This is a genomic window from Streptomyces sp. NPDC047117, from assembly GCF_040643545.1.
Lineage (GTDB): Bacteria > Actinomycetota > Actinomycetes > Streptomycetales > Streptomycetaceae > Streptomyces.
Genome location: NZ_JBEYUN010000016.1, coordinates 67,827 through 80,536 on the forward strand (window position 1 = coordinate 67,827; position 12,710 = coordinate 80,536).

Genomic DNA, 12,710 nt, shown 5'->3' on the forward strand with positions numbered 1-12,710 from the left:
CGGCGGTTGCGGACGACAGTTGTCCGCAACCGCTGTCAGACTCGGCCGCATGTTGGAGACCTCGGCACGACTGCTCCGCCTGCTGTCCCTGTTGCAGGCCCACCGTGAGTGGTCCGGTGCGGACCTCGCCGACCGGCTGGGCGTGACGCCCCGCACGGTCCGGCGTGACATAGAACGGCTGCGGGAGCTCGGCTACCCCGTGCACTCGGCCCCCGGTACCGCCGGGGGCTACCAACTGGGTGCGGGTGCCGAGCTCCCGCCGCTGCTCCTGGACGACGAGGAGGCCGTCGCGGTCGCGGTCGGGCTGCGCACCGCGGCCGCCGGCGGCGTCGCCGGCATCGAGGAGACCTCCGTCCGGGCGCTGGCCAAGCTGGAGCAGGTGCTCCCGGCCCGGCTGCGGCGCCGCGTCGGCGCCCTGAACGCCTTCACCGTCCCGCTGGTGAGCGGTGCGGGGCCCCGGGTGGACGCCGCCGTGCTCACCGAACTGGCCGCCGCCTGCCGCGACGGACAGCAGCTGCGCTTCGCGTACGCCGCGCACGACGGCACGGTCAGCCGCCGCACCGTCGAACCGCACCGCCTCGTCAGCGCCCAGCGCCGCTGGTACCTCGTCGCCTGGGACACCGGCCGGGCCGACTGGCGGACCTTCCGCGCCGACCGGATCACCCCCACCCCGCCGCACGGCCCGCGCGTGGCGCCCCGCAAGCCGCCCGCCGAGGACCTGGCGGCCTATGTCTCCAAGGGCGTCTCCACGGCCGCGTACGCGGTGTCCGCGACCGTCCTGCTGCACGCGCCGCTCGCGGAGGCCGCACAGCGCATCCCGCCCACGGTCGGCACCCTGGAGGAGGTGGACGAGCGCAGCTGCCTGCTGCGGACCGGGGCGCAGAGCCTGGACGCGCTGGTGGTGCTCCTGGCGATGACCGGTTTCGAGTTCGCGGTCCGCGAGCCCGCCGAACTCGCGGACCGGGTGCGCGAGATCAGTGCGCGTCTGTCCCGGGCGACGGCCTGAGCCGGGCGTCCTCCTCGGCGAGCTCGCTGCGTACGGTCCCCGGGTGGTGCAGGTCGAAGGCCGGGGACTCGGAGCGGATGCGGGGCATCGTGAGGAAGTTGTGGCGCGGCGGGGGCGAGGAGGTGGCCCACTCCAGCGAACGGCCGTATCCCCAGGGATCGTCCAGGTCCACTTTGGGCGCGTACTTGCTGGTCTTCCAGACGTTGTAGAGGAACGGCAGCGTCGACAGGCCCAGCAGGAAGGCGCCGACCGAGGAGACGGTGTTGAGGGCGGTGAAGCCGTCGGCCGCGAGGTAGTCGGCGTACCGGCGCGGCATGCCCGCCACGCCCAGCCAGTGCTGGACGAGGAACGTGGTGTGGAAGCCGACGAACAGCGTCCAGAAGTGGATCTTCCCCAGCCGCTCGTCGAGCATCCTGCCGGTGAACTTGGGCCACCAGAAGTAGAAGCCGGCGAACGTCGCGAAGACCACCGTGCCGAAGACGACGTAGTGGAAGTGGGCCACCACGAAGTAGGTGTCGGTGACGTGGAAGTCCAGCGGAGGGGAGGCCAGGATGACGCCGGTCAGCCCGCCGAACAGGAAGCTCACCAGGAAGCCGACCGCCCACAGCATCGGCGTCTCGAAGGAGAGCGAGCCCCGCCACATCGTGCCGATCCAGTTGAAGAACTTCACGCCCGTGGGCACCGCGATCAGGAACGACAGCAGCGAGAAGAACGGCAGCAGCACCGCGCCGGTGGCGAACATGTGGTGCGCCCAGACCATCAGCGACAGCGCCGTGATCGCCATGGTGGCGGCGACCAGCATCGTGTAACCGAAGATCGGCTTCCGTGAGAAGACCGGGATGATCTCGGTGACGATGCCGAAGAACGGCAGCGCGATGATGTAGACCTCGGGGTGCCCGAAGAACCAGAAGAGGTGCTGCCACAGCAGCACTCCGCCCCACTCCGCCTCGAACACCACCGAACCGAACCGCCGGTCCGCCTCCAGCACCAGCAGCGACGCCGCGAGCACCGGGAAGGCGAGCAGGACGAGGATCGAGGTGAAGAGCACGTTCCAGGTGAAGATCGGCATCCGGAACATCGTCATGCCCGGCGCCCGCATCCCGATGATCGTGGTCAGGAAGTTCACCGCGCCCAGGATCGTGCCGAAGCCGGACAGCGCCAGCCCCATGATCCACATGTCGGCGCCGATCCCGGGGGAGCGGACCATGGAGTTCAGCGGCGCGTAGGCGGTCCAGCCGAAGGCCGCGCCGCCGGTCGGGGTGAGCAGCGAGCCCAGCACGATCAGGCCGCCGAAGAGGAACAGCCAGTACGAGAGCATGTTCAGGCGGGGGAAGGCCACGTCGGGCGAGCCGATCTGCAGCGGCATGATCTCGTTGGCGAAGCCCGCGAAGGCCGGGGTGGCGAACAGCAGCAGCATGATCGTGCCGTGCAGGGTGAACGCCTGGTTGAAGCCCTCGTTGCCGATGATCTGGAGCCCCGGTCTGGCCAGCTCGGCCCGCATCAGCAGGGCCAGCACCCCGCCGGCCAGGAAGAAGCCGAACGAGGTGATCAGGTAGAGGTGGCCGATCCTCTTGTGGTCCGTGGTCGTCAGCCAGCTGACGATCACCTTGCCCGGCCGGCGGGCCGCCACCCTCCCGGCAGTCGCCTCCGGTGCCACTGTTCCCATTCGTGCCACCTCGTTCGTCGTCAGGACGTACCAGGGCTCGCCACCACGGCGGGACGTACTGGGGCTCGCCTCATCATGCGCGCCGCAACACCCTTTGCGCGAGGGGGCGTCGGGCGTTCCCGCCACCGTGCTCGTGAGTGCTGCCGCGTACCCCCGAAGGCCCGTCGTACGCCTCCCGCGGGCCGGGGTGTTGTGCGGGAAATGTGAGCGGAGTGTGAGCCGTCGGAAGATTACGGGACGTCCGATAACGCGTATCGGGTAAGGGGAATCGGGCGTCTCGCGGCGATTGATTTCCGGCCCGTGACGGCAGCTGTGCGGGCCCGTTCGAAGAATACGATCAAGAAGAAATCGGGCCGGGTTTTCGGGTGGCCGAAGTGATACCGGAGCCGCTCGTCCGGGTGCGGGAAGTGGCGTTAAACCGGTCCCGGCGGGCTGTGACAGAAGTGTGACCAATGCCGGACGCCGGGAACACCCGGGTGTGTCAGTACCGGCCTTCCGCGGGTCGCCGGACGAGGCATACGGTGGCGGCATGGCGCCTGTACCGAACCTTCCGAAAGAACCGGACGACGACGTGGAGACCTATGTCGGCCTGGACCGGCAGCGGGCCGAGGACCGGGCCCGCGAGCGCGGCTGGAGCACCGTCAGGTCGCTGCCGCCGGGCGCGATCATCACCATGGAGTACCTCGCGGGCCGGCTGAACTTCGAAGTGAAGGACGGCACCGTGCACCGCTCCTGGAAGGGCTGACGGCGGGCCCGGCGGCCCGGCACGCCCCCTACGACGACGGCCCCGGCCGGCTCCCTGAAGGAGCCGCCGGGGCCGTCGAGGTGCGGGGGTGTGTGCGTACCGGCCCCGCACGTCTGTCGTGTCAGCTGCCCTGCGAGCGGCCGCGGACGGTCGTGGTGACCGGCGCGGTGCGCGGGGCACGGTCGGCGTGCGGCGGTCTTCGGCTGCCCGAGGGGGTGACCGGAGTGCGCTCCGAGCGCGCCGTGTGCGGCCGCGCGGGGTGGTGCGGCCAGGCCTCCGGCGAGCGGGCCTGCCGGCCGCCGGCCACCGCGGGCTCGCGGACCAGGACGCCGTCCTCGCCCACGGCACGCCGCCCGGCGACACCGGAGGTGACGCCCGCCGGGCTCGCGGGCACCGGGACGGGCCGCGGCGCGCCGCCCAGCTGGGCACGGAGCCGCCAGACCACCGCCATCAGCCGGGCCTCGGCCCATGCCATGCCCGGCTCGCACCAGGGGAGGGCGAGCAGCACCAGGAGGCCGGCGGCCCAGCCCAGCAGCACGTCGCTGACCCAGTGAGTGCCCAGGTAGACGGTGGTCATGCCGACGCCCAGCGCGCCGAGCGCGGCGATGACCGAAAGGATCCTGCGACGCAGCGGGGTGGTCGCCAGGTACGCCAGAACGCCCCAGGTGACCACGGCGTTCGCCGTGTGACCGGAAGGAAATATATCGCCGCCGAGCCACATCTCGTTGGTGCCGATGGCGGTCGCGTAGTGCGGTCCGAGCCGGCCCATGCCGATCTTCGCGGCGCCCACGGTGACGTTGAGCATCAGCAGGGCGACGCCGAGCACCAGCAGCGGGTGCAGGTTCCGCTGCCGCCAGCAGCGCCAGACCAGCCACGCGGCCACCGCGACCGCGGTGGGGCCACGCTGGCCCAGCACCACGAAGTAGTCGAGGAAGGCGTGGATGTCCGGCCACTGCTTGTACGGCCGGAAGAGCATGACCTGCCAGTCGAGGGTGACCAGCCAGGAAGTCGTGAGCACGCCCAGCACGATCGCCGCGTAGACGGCCACGGTGCCGCCGAACAGCCAGTGGCGTGTTCGTGTCATATACGGCCGGGCCAGCTCGCTCCAGCGCCCTTCCCTCTGGTCGGGCTTCTCATCGGTACGCACTCAATCGACGTTACCGCGTGTGATGTAGGTGCCTGGTCAAACCGTGGGCTTTGTAATGACGATGTGATGTGGAATGCGTCTCAAACAAGCCATTCGCCAGGGCCCTGCCAAGAGAATTCACTAAATCGCTCTTTCTCTCGCGCGGCATCCGAGTGGCCGACCGTCCGCAGATCTAATGTATTTCTCCGCGGCGGTGTTTATCGCGGATTTCCCCGGGCGTCACGGAACGTTTGCCGGTGCACCGGGGTCACGGAGAGAAGTTCCCCGGTCACCCGCCGGAAGGTCCGTGCGGGGGTCATGGCGGGCCCGAGCCGTTCAGCCAGAACGCCCCGTACACCGCGGAGCCGGCCGCGAGCACGCCGAGGACTGCCGCCGCGTACAGGGGGCGCCACCGGGCCAGCGCGGCGGCGGGCGGCAGCAGCAGCGGATACGCCGGCAGCATCAGCCGCGGCTTGGAGCCGAAATACCCCTTGGCGGTCAGCGCCAGCGCCAGTACGAGGCCGCCGTAGACCAGCAGCGGCACCGGCCGCCCCTGCCGCACGCCGAGCACGTACAGCCAGACGACCGCCACGACCCCGGCCACCAGCGCGAGCCCGGCGGGGAGGGCGGGCCCCGTCAGCAGCCGCCAGGTGAAGGCGGCGAAGGCCAGGCCGCCGTCGAAGCCGTTGTCCCAGCCCGCCTGGATGTCGAGGTAGCCGGTGAGGCTGCCCTGCCGGGCCCCCACCCACAGGAAGAAGGCGCACCAGCCGAGCGGGGCGAGCGCCACGCCGGCGAGCAGCCGGCCGTGCCGCCGCCAGGTCACGTGCCCCTCGCGGGCCCGCTCGCGCCACAGGGCGAGCGCGGCGGCGGCCCAGACGGCCGCGACGACCGCGGCACCCACCGGCCGGGTCAGCCCGGCCAGCGAGGTCAGCACGCCGGCCCACACCCACCGGCCGGACAGCACGGCGTACAGCGCCCAGGCCGCGAGCGCGGTGAACAGCGCCTCCGAGTACGCCATGGACTGCACGACGCCTATCGGGACCGCGGCCCACAGCGCAGCGAGCGTGATCCCGCCGCGCGGGCCGTGCAGCCGCTCACCCGTGGCGTACAGCGCCCAGGCGGCGGCCAGCGAGGCGGCCCAGCTCACCAGCAGCCCGGCGCCGGCCGCGGAGAGCGGCAGCAGCGCCGACAGGCCCCGCTCCAGCCACGGCAGCAGCGGGAAGAAGGCGAGGTTGGAGTGGACCTCGCCGCCGGGCAGCTGGACGGCGTAGCCGTAGCCGTGCTCGGCGACGCGGGTGTACCAGAGGGAGTCCCAGCGGGCGGCGAGCAGCGTCTGCCAGTCCTTGCCGGCCGCTGCCGACCAGGCGGCGAGGACCACGAGGCCCAGCAGTCGGATCGCCGCGTACGCCGCCAGGGCGGGCGCGGCGCGGCGCAGCGCGGCCCCGGCACCTCTGCCTGCCGCAGCCGGACCCGCGGTGGCGGAGAAAGCGAGATCGGTCATCAATCCGATTATCCAGGTGGCCCGGGGGTCGCGTGGTCACGATGGCCGGAACGGGGCGGGCGCGACGCGGGTGGCGGGCCGTGATGGGGGATGCGGGGGTCACCCGAAGGAGTCGGCGGCGAATGGTAGCGAATGCCCTGCGCAATGGGTATGACACCCATCGGTCCTTGCGATGAGCATCTCATCGTGAGGTGAGCCATGTGTCCTGCCCGGCGACTCGCGTAGGCTTTCTTCACAACTCGCCCGTGCCGCCGGTTCCCCCGGGGTGTTCGTCGTGCCGTCGCGCGCGGCTGCGAGTGCTCGACAGGAGGTGCGTACATGTCCGGGACGACCACGTCCGGCAAAGAGCGGACGGCTGGTGTCACCCGGCATCGCGGCGGCGGCGCGAACCGCTGGACCGTGCTGATCGTGCTCTGCGTCAGCCTGCTGTTCGTCGCCCTCGACACGACGATCCTGTACGTCGCCGTGCCGGCCGTCACCGAGGACCTGCGGCCGGGGCCGGTCGAACTGCTCTGGGTCGTCGACGTCTATCCGCTCATCGCGGCGTCCCTGCTCATCCTCTTCGGGACGCTGGGCGACAGGGTCGGCAGACGCCGGATACTGCTCTTCGGCTACGGACTCTTCGCGATCGCCTCGGCCGCTGCCGCGCTGGCGCCCAATCCGCAGATCCTCATCGTGGCGCGGGCGCTGCTCGGCGTCGGCGGCGCGATGATCATGCCGGCGACGCTGTCGATCCTGCGCCAGGTCTTCCCCGACCGGCGGGAGCGGGCCGTGGCCATCGGCGTGTGGAGCGCGGTCGCCGCGGTCGGCGCGGCCGTCGGCCCGGTGCTCGGCGGCTTCCTGGTCGAGAACTTCTGGTGGGGCTCGGTCTTCCTCATCAACATCCCGATGATGGCCGTGATGCTGCTGGTCGGCCGCTGGCTGCTGCCGGAGTCCCGGGGCGAGCGCAACGGCCCGTGGGACGTGCTCGGCGCGGTCGTCGCGGCGCTCGGCGTGCTCGGCCTGGTCTTCGGCGTGAAGCAGATCGGCAGCGGGGCGCCCGTCGTGGGCTGGACGACGCTCTGTCCGATCCTCGTCGGGGCGCTGCTGCTGGCCCTCTTCGTCCGCCGCCAGCGGCGCCGCGAGCACCCGCTGATCGACATGCGGCTCTTCGCCCGCCCGGCGTTCGGCACGTCCGTCGGCTGCATCGTGCTGGCCATGCTGGCGCTGGTCGGCCTGCAGCTCATAGCCGTGCAGTACCTCCAGCTCGTACTGGGCATGAGCCCGCTGGAGACCGGCCTGCGGATGCTGCCCCTGGTCTTCGCCGCGATGGCGGCCGGGCTCACCGGCTCCCGGATGCTGACGCGGCTCGGCCCGCGGGTGATGGTCTCGGCGGGCTTCGTGCTCACCGCCGTCGCGGTCCTCTGCCTGACCACGATGGGCACGGACGACCGGCCCTGGCAGCTGTCCGCCGGCTTCGTCCTGCTCGGCTTCGGCTTCCAGGCCACGCTCTTCGGGGCGTACGAGTCGATGCTCAGCGAGGCGCCCGCCGAGGCGTCCGGGGGAGCGGCGGCCATCGGCGAGACCTCCTACCAGCTCGGCGCCGGCATCGGCGTGGCCCTGCTCGGCAGCGTGATGAACGCCGTCTACGCGCCCGGCCTGCACCACGTCGCCGGGGTGCCGCACCGTGCGAGCCGGGCCGCGGGGCACTCCCTCGGCGAGGCGTACCAGGTGGCCGGTGACCTCGGCGGACACGCGCGGCGTGCGCTGCGCGAGGCGGCCCGGGCGTCCTTCGTGCACGGCCTGCACGTCACCCTCGTGGCCAGCGCGCTGCTGCTGCTGGTGGGCGCGGCGATAGCGCTGCGGCTGCCCCGGCGCGCCGCCGAGCCCTCGGAGCGCGCCGACGGCGACGCCGCGGGCCCCGGACACGAGTCCGAGCGTGCCACCGCCTCCTCGGGGCACTGAGCCTTCATTCTCCCGGGGCCGGACAGGGGCCCTCTTGTGGCGCGTCCGCGCGCGTCGTAACGTCTGCCGTGAGCAATAACTACCACTGCTAGTTTTTCGCGCAGCCGCAGGAGGCCCTCGTCATGTCCGCATCCACCCTGCCGCCCTTCGACCCGGCCGACCCGCTGGGCATCGACGACCTCCTCTCCGACGAGGACAAGGCCGTCCGCGACACCGTCCGGCAGTGGGCCGCCGATCGCGTGCTGCCGCACATCGCCGAGTGGTACGAGGCCGGTGAGCTGCCCGGCATCCGCGAGCTCGCCCGTGAGCTGGGCTCGATCGGCGCCCTCGGCATGTCCCTCACCGGCTACGGCTGCGCCGGCGCCACCGCCGTCCAGTACGGCCTGGCCTGCCTGGAGCTGGAGGCCGCCGACTCCGGCATCCGCTCGCTGGTCTCCGTGCAGGGCTCGCTCGCCATGTACGCGATCTGGCGTTTCGGCTCCGAGGAGCAGAAGCAGCAGTGGCTGCCGGGGATGGCCGCCGGCGAGATCATCGGCTGCTTCGGCCTGACCGAGCCCGACCACGGCTCCGACCCGGCGAACATGCGTACCCACGCCAAGCGCGACGGCTCGGACTGGGTCCTCAACGGCCGCAAGATGTGGATCACCAATGGCTCGGTGGCCGGCGTCGCGGTGGTCTGGGCCCGCACCGACGACGGCATCCGCGGCTTCGTCGTCCCCACCGACGCACCCGGCTTCTCCGCCCCCGAGATCAAGCACAAGTGGTCGCTGCGTGCCTCGGTCACCAGCGAGCTGGTCCTGGACGACGTCCGGCTGCCGGCCGACGCCGTACTGCCCGAGGTCACCGGCCTGCGCGGCCCCCTCAGCTGCCTCAGCCACGCCCGCTACGGCATCGTCTGGGGCGCGATGGGCGCGGCCCGCGCCAGCTTCGACGCGGCACTGGACTACGCGAAGAGCCGCGAGCAGTTCGGCAAGCCGATCGGCGGCTTCCAGCTCACCCAGGCCAAGCTCGCCGACATGGCCGTGGAGCTGCACAAGGGCGTCCTGCTCGCGCACCACCTGGGGAGCCGGCTGGACGCGGGGCGGCTCCGCCCGGAGCAGGTCAGCTTCGGCAAGCTCAACAACGTGCGGGAGGCGATCGAGATCTGCCGCACCTCGCGCACCATCATGGGCGCCAACGGGATCTCGCTGGAGTACCCGGTCATGCGGCACGCGACGAACCTGGAATCGGTGCTCACCTACGAGGGCACCGTGGAAATGCACCAGCTGGTGCTGGGCAAGGCGCTCACCGGGCTCGACGCCTTCCGGTGAGCCGAACCGTGTTCCTTTGCGGGCCGGCCGGAGCCGATCCGCAAAGGAACACCAGCTCTGGTTGCTGTGTTTTCCCGGGGGATGACCCCCGGACCCCGGCCGACAAGCTCAGCTCTGGTTGAAAAAGCCGCCCTCGCGACGGCGGCCCGTGACGTCGCCGCCGCTCACCACCCGGTAGTCGGGCGGTGTGAGGAGGAAGACCCGGGTCGCCACGCGCTCGATCGAGCCGCGCAGCCCGAAGGTCAGCCCCGCCGCGAAGTCGACGACGCGCTTGGCGTCGGCGGAATCCATCGCCGTGAGGTTGACGATGACCGGCACACCGGACCGGAAGAGCTCACCGATCCCACGGGCGTCCCGGAAGCCGTCCGGGGTGACCGTGGCGATCCGGGTGCCCTGCTCCTGCGCCGACTGGTCGGCCACCCGCACCCGAGGGTCGGTCACCCAGGAGTTGCCGCCCGTCTGTTCGGGCTCGGACCCCTCGGCGTAGTCGTCGTCGTAGTAACGCTCGTCATCGTTGTCGTCGACGAGGCCAAGCCACGCACTCGCCTTGCGCACCGATCCCATGGACGCCTCCTCTCTCCCGCGGTGTGCTGTCCGCCCCTCTATGGTCGGCCATGACGCGGATGATGTGCCAAGTGGATAGCCGCCGCATGGGGGGTTCGTGACACATCTGGTGCAATGAGGATGGCACAGCGTCAGCTCCAAGGCGATGACCGCGAACTGACTGTGCGAAGGGTGTCACACGGCGTGCGCGCCCCCTCGGACCCGCCCGGCAGGACAGATCGAAAGATAACGGAAAGAATGCACCCGCACGGAGGGGACCTGGGCATATGTCATCCCGGCGGTGCCGTGCCGTCGACGGTGGCGGTGCCTCTCAGCCCTGGGCCGGCGGATTGATGCGGGAGGCGTCGATCGCGGAGCCCTCGGTGCCCCACTTCTTCAGGATGCGGTCGTACGTGCCGTCCTTCTTCAGCCGGTTCACCGCGGCCCGGAAGGCGGGGGTGAGATCGCTGCCCTTCTTGAAGGCGAATCCCACGTCGAGCCGCTGGTACTCGTTGAGGAACCGCAGCCCCTCCTGCTGCCGCACCGCATAACGCAGCCCGTTGATGGTGCTCATCACCACGTCGCTGCGGCCCTGCTGGAGGGAGATCCACAGCGCGCCCTGCTCGGCGTAGGTCTTGACCTCGTACGGCTTCTTCCCGGCCGCGGCGCACCGGGAGCGGTGGCGCTCCAGGGTGGCCTCGAAGGTGGTGCCCGCCGAGGTCGCCACCGTCTTTCCGCACAGCTGCGTCAGATCGGTGACCTTCTTCGGCGGGCTGTCGTCGCGGACCGCGAACCCCTGGCCGTCATTGATGTAGGTGACGAAGTCGATGGTCTTCCTGCGTTCCCGGGTGACCCCGAAATTGCCGGTGCCCAGGTCGTACTTGCCGCTCCCGAGGGCGGGCAGGATCGCCTCGAAGCTGGCCACCTCGCGCTTGAGGCGCAGCCCGAGCACCTTGCCCACGGCGTCGGCGAAGTCGATGTCCTGCCCCGCCACGGTCTTCCCGTCCGGCAGGTAGGCGGCGCCGGGCGGGGAGCCGCCGACGCTGGCCGCGAGGGTGAGCGTGCCGCGCTTGCGCACCTCGGCCGGGAGCAGGCCGGCGGCGGCCGGGTCCTTCTTCACGCCGGTGACGACATCGGTGGTGGGGATCTTCGGTTCGGTCCCGCCCCCGGCCGCCGCCGACCGGGTGCCGCCGCCGTCGGGGGCGGCGCAGGCGGCGGTCAGGGCGAGGGCGGCAGCGGCGAGCAGAGCGGCGGCGCGGGTTCTGCGAGGCGTCATGGGGTCGGGGTCTCCAGGTGGTGGCCGGCCGGCAGGTCCTTCTCGAACGGCAGCGGGCCGATCGACTCCGGGTCGGCGGTGAGGTCGAAGAGCGGGCGGTAACCGGCGGCCAGGTACAGGCCCTTGGCCTCCGGCTGGCGGGGCCCGGTGGTCAGGTAGAGGCGGGTGTAGCCGCGCCGTGCGGCGTCCTGCTCCAGCACCCGCAGCACGCGGCGGGCCAGTCCGCGGCGGCGGTGTGCGGAGTGCGTCCAGATCCGCTTCAGTTCGGCGGTGGCGGTGTCGTACCGGCGGTACGCGCCGCCGGCCACCGGCGCCCCGCCCTCCAGGAGCAGCAGGAAGGCGCCGCCGGGCGGGCCGAACTCCTCGGGCGGGTACTCCCGGTCCAGGTCCACCGGCTTCTCGTAGCGGGTGCTGTACTCATGCGTCAGCTCCGCGAGCAGCGGGCGGGCCAGCGGGTCGGTGACGGTGGTGTGATGCACCGTCAGTGCGGTGGGGTGCGGGGCCGGCGCGGTCACGGGCGGTCCCAGGGGAGGGTGTCGGGCGCCTCCTTGCGCAGTACCGGCAGCACCTGGTCGGCGGCCAGTCGCAGCACCTCGGCCTTGCGCGCGTACGGCAGGCCCGCGCTCTCCACGCCGAAGAACTGCACCGCGTGGCCGTACGCCGTGTGCTGCTGGAGGATCTTGTCGATGACCCGGTCCGGCGAGCCGACGAGGACGGGCCCGTGGTCCACGGCGTCGTCGAGCGTGCGGTACGGGGTGTTGTTGCCGGGCACGTCCCGGGCCGCCACCGCCGCTTCGTAGTACGGCGCGAACGCGTCGCGCGCGGTGCGGTCGCCGGGAGCGACGTACAGCGTGCCGCCCGCGCCGACCAGCGCGGCCGAGGGGTCGTGCCCGTACTCCGCCCAGCGTTCGCGGTAGTGGGTGATCAGCCGGGCGTAGTTCGCGACCGGCTGGATGACGTTGGCGGTGAACAGCGGGTCGCCCCACAGTGCGGCGAGGTCCGCGGAGCGCTCGCTGGTGGCGCTGCCGTGCCAGACGGTGGGCGGCCGCTGGTGCGGGCGGGGGAGGGTGGTCGCCCCGGTCAGCGGCGGGCGGAACCGGCCGGACCAGGTGACCTTCTCCTCGCTCCAGAGCCGGCGCAGCAGTTCGTAGTTCTCCTCCTGGAGGTCGTACTGGTCCGCCGGGTCGCGGCCGAACAGCTGCCACGGCTCGGGGGCGTTGCCCTTGCCGGTCATCAGCTCCAGGCGGCCGCCGGAGAGCTGGTCGACGGTGGCGTACTCCTCGGCGACCCGGACCGGGTCGAGGGTGGACAGGACGGTGACGGTGGTGAAGAGCCGGATGCGGCGGGTGCGCGCGGCGATCGCGCCCAGGACCGCGGCCGGGGAGCTGGAGAGGAACGGCGGTCCGTGCCGTTCCCCGACACCGAAGGCGTCGTACCCCAACTCCTCTGCCAGTACGGCCAGTTCGACGACCTCCTGGAGGCGCCGGTGCGGCGGGAGCAGCCGCCCGGACACCGCGTCCGGGACGTTGTCGATCAATGTCATGACGCCGAAGCGCATGGTGTTCGTGCCCTTCTTCGAGCAGGCCGAAGGAA

At 71.7% G+C, this 12,710-nt stretch carries 11 protein-coding genes; 4 read left to right on the plus strand and 7 right to left on the minus strand.

Translation table 11 applies throughout. The annotated features are described in order from the left end of the window. The first annotated feature begins 49 nt into the window (after positions 1–49). Positions 50–1,006 (plus strand): YafY family protein, encoded by a 957-nt coding sequence (locus ABZ840_RS27525; protein ID WP_361563295.1) that lies wholly within the window; start codon positions 50–52, stop codon positions 1,004–1,006. Here ABZ840_RS27525 and ctaD read toward each other — a convergent pair. Next, the gene (ctaD, locus tag ABZ840_RS27530) at positions 975–2,672 is read right to left on the minus strand and encodes a cytochrome c oxidase subunit I (protein WP_361563298.1); all 1,698 of its coding nucleotides are present in this window, start codon (positions 2,670–2,672) and stop codon (positions 975–977) included. The two genes, ABZ840_RS27525 and ctaD, sit on opposite strands and share 32 nt — an antisense overlap. Before the next feature lie 529 nt (positions 2,673–3,201). Here ctaD and ABZ840_RS27535 point away from each other — a divergent pair. Then, positions 3,202–3,417 carry an I78 family peptidase inhibitor gene (locus tag ABZ840_RS27535; RefSeq protein WP_361563301.1) on the plus strand — a complete coding sequence of 72 codons (216 nt, stop codon included), beginning with the start codon at positions 3,202–3,204 and terminating at the stop codon, positions 3,415–3,417. Between the two features lie 121 nt (positions 3,418–3,538). Here the strand turns inward: ABZ840_RS27535 and ABZ840_RS27540 are convergent, their stop codons facing one another. Continuing rightward, complete coding sequence (locus ABZ840_RS27540; RefSeq protein ID WP_361563303.1) at positions 3,539–4,564, minus strand: phosphatase PAP2 family protein; 1,026 nt, start codon at positions 4,562–4,564, stop codon at positions 3,539–3,541. Between the two features lie 295 nt (positions 4,565–4,859). Next, a complete protein-coding gene (locus ABZ840_RS27545; protein ID WP_361563306.1) occupies positions 4,860–6,044 on the minus strand; it encodes a hypothetical protein in 1,185 nt (394 codons plus the stop codon). A gap of 318 nt (positions 6,045–6,362) precedes the next feature. Here ABZ840_RS27545 and ABZ840_RS27550 point away from each other — a divergent pair, with 318 nt between their 5' ends. Together ABZ840_RS27550 and ABZ840_RS27555 are read left to right on the plus strand one after the other, a co-directional pair. Next, positions 6,363–7,988 (plus strand): MFS transporter, encoded by a 1,626-nt coding sequence (locus ABZ840_RS27550; protein WP_361563308.1) that lies wholly within the window; start codon positions 6,363–6,365, stop codon positions 7,986–7,988. 122 nt (positions 7,989–8,110) lie between these two features. Continuing rightward, positions 8,111–9,298, plus strand: coding sequence for an acyl-CoA dehydrogenase family protein (locus tag ABZ840_RS27555; protein ID WP_361563311.1), 1,188 nt, complete (start codon positions 8,111–8,113; stop codon positions 9,296–9,298). 108 nt (positions 9,299–9,406) lie between these two features. Here ABZ840_RS27555 and sepF read toward each other — a convergent pair whose 3' ends face one another. The 4 genes from sepF to ABZ840_RS27575 all read right to left on the minus strand — a co-directional run bounded on the left by sepF (position 9,407) and on the right by ABZ840_RS27575 (position 12,675). Beyond that, positions 9,407–9,862 (minus strand): cell division protein SepF, encoded by a 456-nt coding sequence (gene sepF, locus ABZ840_RS27560; protein WP_361563313.1) that lies wholly within the window; start codon positions 9,860–9,862, stop codon positions 9,407–9,409. Positions 9,863–10,172: 310 nt separating this feature from the next. Beyond that, on the minus strand, positions 10,173–11,117 hold the full coding sequence (locus ABZ840_RS27565) for an ABC transporter substrate-binding protein (protein WP_361563316.1): 945 nt from the start codon (positions 11,115–11,117) through the stop codon (positions 10,173–10,175). Continuing rightward, a complete protein-coding gene (locus ABZ840_RS27570) occupies positions 11,114–11,632 on the minus strand; it encodes a GNAT family N-acetyltransferase (protein ID WP_361563319.1) in 519 nt (172 codons plus the stop codon). Before ABZ840_RS27570 ends, ABZ840_RS27565 begins: the two co-directional genes overlap by 4 nt. Next, complete coding sequence (locus ABZ840_RS27575; RefSeq protein ID WP_361563322.1) at positions 11,629–12,675, minus strand: LLM class flavin-dependent oxidoreductase; 1,047 nt, start codon at positions 12,673–12,675, stop codon at positions 11,629–11,631. Before ABZ840_RS27575 ends, ABZ840_RS27570 begins: the two co-directional genes overlap by 4 nt. Between the last annotated feature and the right edge of the window lie 35 nt (positions 12,676–12,710).